Raw genomic sequence first — 2803 nt, forward strand, 5'->3', positions numbered from 1 at the left:
CAGCTGGTCGAGGCCCAGCCGCTGTTGCACTACTTCGTGCATGACCGCGGCGGCGACCAGGACAACTTCGTGCAGATCGAGATCTGGGAAGAACAGGAATTCGTCGCGCGGGAGCTGTTTCCGCGTGACAGGCCCTGGCGCATGCCAGATGCGAACGAACTGCGTTTAGGTAACGGGTGGACGAACGCACCGGTCGAACGACGCTCGCTGGGTGCGCCGCGCTATCGACTCGAAGCGGTGACCGACATGCAGTGCTTCGCGGCCCTCGCCGATGCAACGTATCGAGAGCGGCGGCAACGCGAAGGCGACCAGCAGTTGCTCGAACGGAATCTCGACACGGGCGAATCGCGCATTGTCAGCATGCGTGACCTCAGCCCCAGCTATGACCGCCAGCAGTGGCGCGGCCGGCGCTTCTTCGACGACTGGGCGGCGTCGAGCGCCAGCCAGGCCGGCGAGCGCATCTGCCAGCGCTGGGCGTTCAAGATCGACGACTACAGCGATTCGCGCAGCGGGCGGCTGATGGACTTCGTGCCGGCCTGGACGCACACGCGCAAGATCGCGCCGGTGAAGAACACGGCGAAGCTCGACGTCTACAGTTTGTACGGGAAGCTCACGCAGTTTGATGAACGGATTGGGCATCGGTTCGCGTGGTACTTCTACGGGCTCCACGGCAATCTGATCTTGAGCGGTCAGATGGAACGTGTCCTCGAAGCGGCTGAGACCGGTTTGATCGTTTTACCGGAGCGCGACTATCAGGTGCTGCGGCGCTGGGCTGACGACCAGTACGGATTCTGAGCAACGGCACACGGGCGGGAGTCGATGTGAACGGTAGACTAGGCAGCCGATAACAAACGGAGTGGAAAAAGAATGGCAGCGAAAAAGCCGACGTATGCGGAAATGGTGGCGCAGATTGAAGTGATGCAAGAGAAGGCCGCGGAGGTGCGGGCCGCGGAAATCAAGGAAGTGATCGCCGACGTGCGTGCCAAGGTAGCCGCTTATGGGCTGACCGAAAAGGACGTGTTCGGGCGCCAGCGCGCGGGCAGTACACCGAGCAGCCGTAAAGCGACAGCGCCGAGCGTCCCGAAGTATCGCGATCCGAAATCGGGTGCTACGTGGTCTGGAAAGGGGCGCGCGCCGGCATGGATAGCAGCAGTGAAGAACCGGACGCGTTTCTTGATCTCCGAGTAAATGCTGCTGAACGCCGATGGAGCGAGGTGACAATCATGGCGTCGCGCAATAGCAGGAGCGCTTGATGCGCAACTTGTTGATCCTACTGTTGCTGATTGTGACGCTAGTGTTGGGCCGCGCTTTGGTGCGGGTCGAAAACGCGCGGTACGCCCTGTGGCTCGGGGTGTGCCCGAACATGCGACAGATGTCTGCGGCGACCGGGGACAACAGTTCTGGCCCTGACGCACTGAATTGTACGACGACGATTCAAACCCGCACCGGATGGTGGTGGCACCTTTACTACGCAGTTACCGACAACGGCTGAAATATCGAGGAGGATGGGATGCGCAGACTCGCGGAGATTGCAGGCGAGGTGAGAAAAGACTGGCACCCCATCAACAACGGAGCCGCTGTGTCCGCCCTCGATGCGATGGCAACGATGGGGCTGGTCACGGAACCCTATGGCTTCGACCAGAATGGTTACGGCGTGATTGGCCAATTTCTATCGAACGCTACAGGATGGCGCGGCGCGGTAGCGCGACGCATAAAAGCGGAGTTGCGCGCCATGTGTGCGCGATAGGATACGAGAGCGACGCAGCCGCCGGAGGTTGCTATGGGAAGATCGAGGCGTCACCGACCATTTTGGCGAATCAGTGGCTCTTCGTCTCGGGTGTGATCGTGTCGCGTGGCGACGAGCGATTCATTTTCGCCGACCTTGGCAATCGCGTTTATCGAGCCTAAGCCTACGAACGCGGGATCGAATGGGCAAGGCTGTGGATCGACAACAACTACCGATTCCGCGCACCTCAGTCTCCGAATGAATAGCGGAAGTACCGATGGGGGCCGGTGGCCTGAGCAAAGCGGTGCCGCGGCTCGACAAGCATTTCGTGGCGCCCGCTCACCGGCCCGATCTGGCCACGTTAGGCCACGCCTCGAGTACCTTAAATTCCTTCGGCGAGGCAACCGGATTCAGCAGCAATCCAAAGAAGCCGCCGAAATCGTCGGGATGCTGTAGAAAGCGTCCAGTGGGCTCGAGGCTCCCAAGTGTGACGCCTATCAGGTCGCCGGTGGCCGTGAGCACGACGGAGTGCGCTACAAACACGTGCATCCGTCCCTCGGGAAGAGGATCGAGGCGTTGGTAAAGCCATCCGCGACGAACCGCATCGCCGGGATGAGCGGCAACCCAGGCGTCCGCGTTGTCGTGGCATTCGGCGCCAACAGGCTGCCAGTTGGTGAGTTCGTCGGCTCGAAGTACCGCGTATTTTGCTGGCTCGTCGAGTAGCTGCGTGAGCCGTGCAGCCAGCTTGGTGAGACGATCAGTCGCCGGCCATGTACCGAGAATGTGTGTACCCATGTAATTTTCGATCGTCATATAACAAGTACCACGCGTCAACCGAAGTAATGTTGATGATCGAATCCCATGCGACGATCCACACGTTCTGCGAACTCCCGGGCTTCATCCTGGATGACGAGAAACCTCGTGCTCGGGCGCGTGCCGTGACGATTTTTCAGACTGGTCGCCGACACGATTCAGACCGAGCGACCTGCGATGGCGGACAAACGTAAGCGACTCAGCTTGGCCGTTTCCCCGTTCGCGCGCGCGTGGGGCACGATGGTGATGGCGTGGTGGAGTCCG

4 protein-coding genes are annotated in these 2803 nt (G+C 60.6%); 3 read left to right on the forward strand and 1 reads right to left on the reverse strand.

The features are described 5' to 3' along the window. The 3 genes from RZR99_RS32530 to RZR99_RS32540 form a co-directional block, all read left to right on the forward strand. Positions 1–795: hypothetical protein (locus RZR99_RS32530; protein ID WP_323123790.1), on the forward strand; the 795-nt coding region annotated here is incomplete at its 5' end. 72 nt (positions 796–867) lie between these two features. After that, positions 868–1188 carry an H-NS histone family protein gene (locus RZR99_RS32535; protein WP_323123791.1) on the forward strand — a complete coding sequence of 107 codons (321 nt, stop codon included), beginning with the start codon at positions 868–870 and terminating at the stop codon, positions 1186–1188. Positions 1189–1510: 322 nt separating this feature from the next. Next, positions 1511–1747, forward strand: coding sequence for a hypothetical protein (locus tag RZR99_RS32540; RefSeq protein WP_323123792.1), 237 nt, complete (start codon positions 1511–1513; stop codon positions 1745–1747). A gap of 318 nt (positions 1748–2065) precedes the next feature. Here RZR99_RS32540 and RZR99_RS32545 read toward each other — a convergent pair whose 3' ends face one another. After that, complete coding sequence (locus tag RZR99_RS32545) at positions 2066–2539, reverse strand: hypothetical protein (RefSeq protein WP_323123793.1); 474 nt, start codon at positions 2537–2539, stop codon at positions 2066–2068. Positions 2540–2803 lie beyond the last annotated feature (264 nt).

The organism is Burkholderia alba (assembly GCF_034721475.1).
Classification (GTDB): Bacteria; Pseudomonadota; Gammaproteobacteria; order Burkholderiales; family Burkholderiaceae; genus Burkholderia; species Burkholderia alba.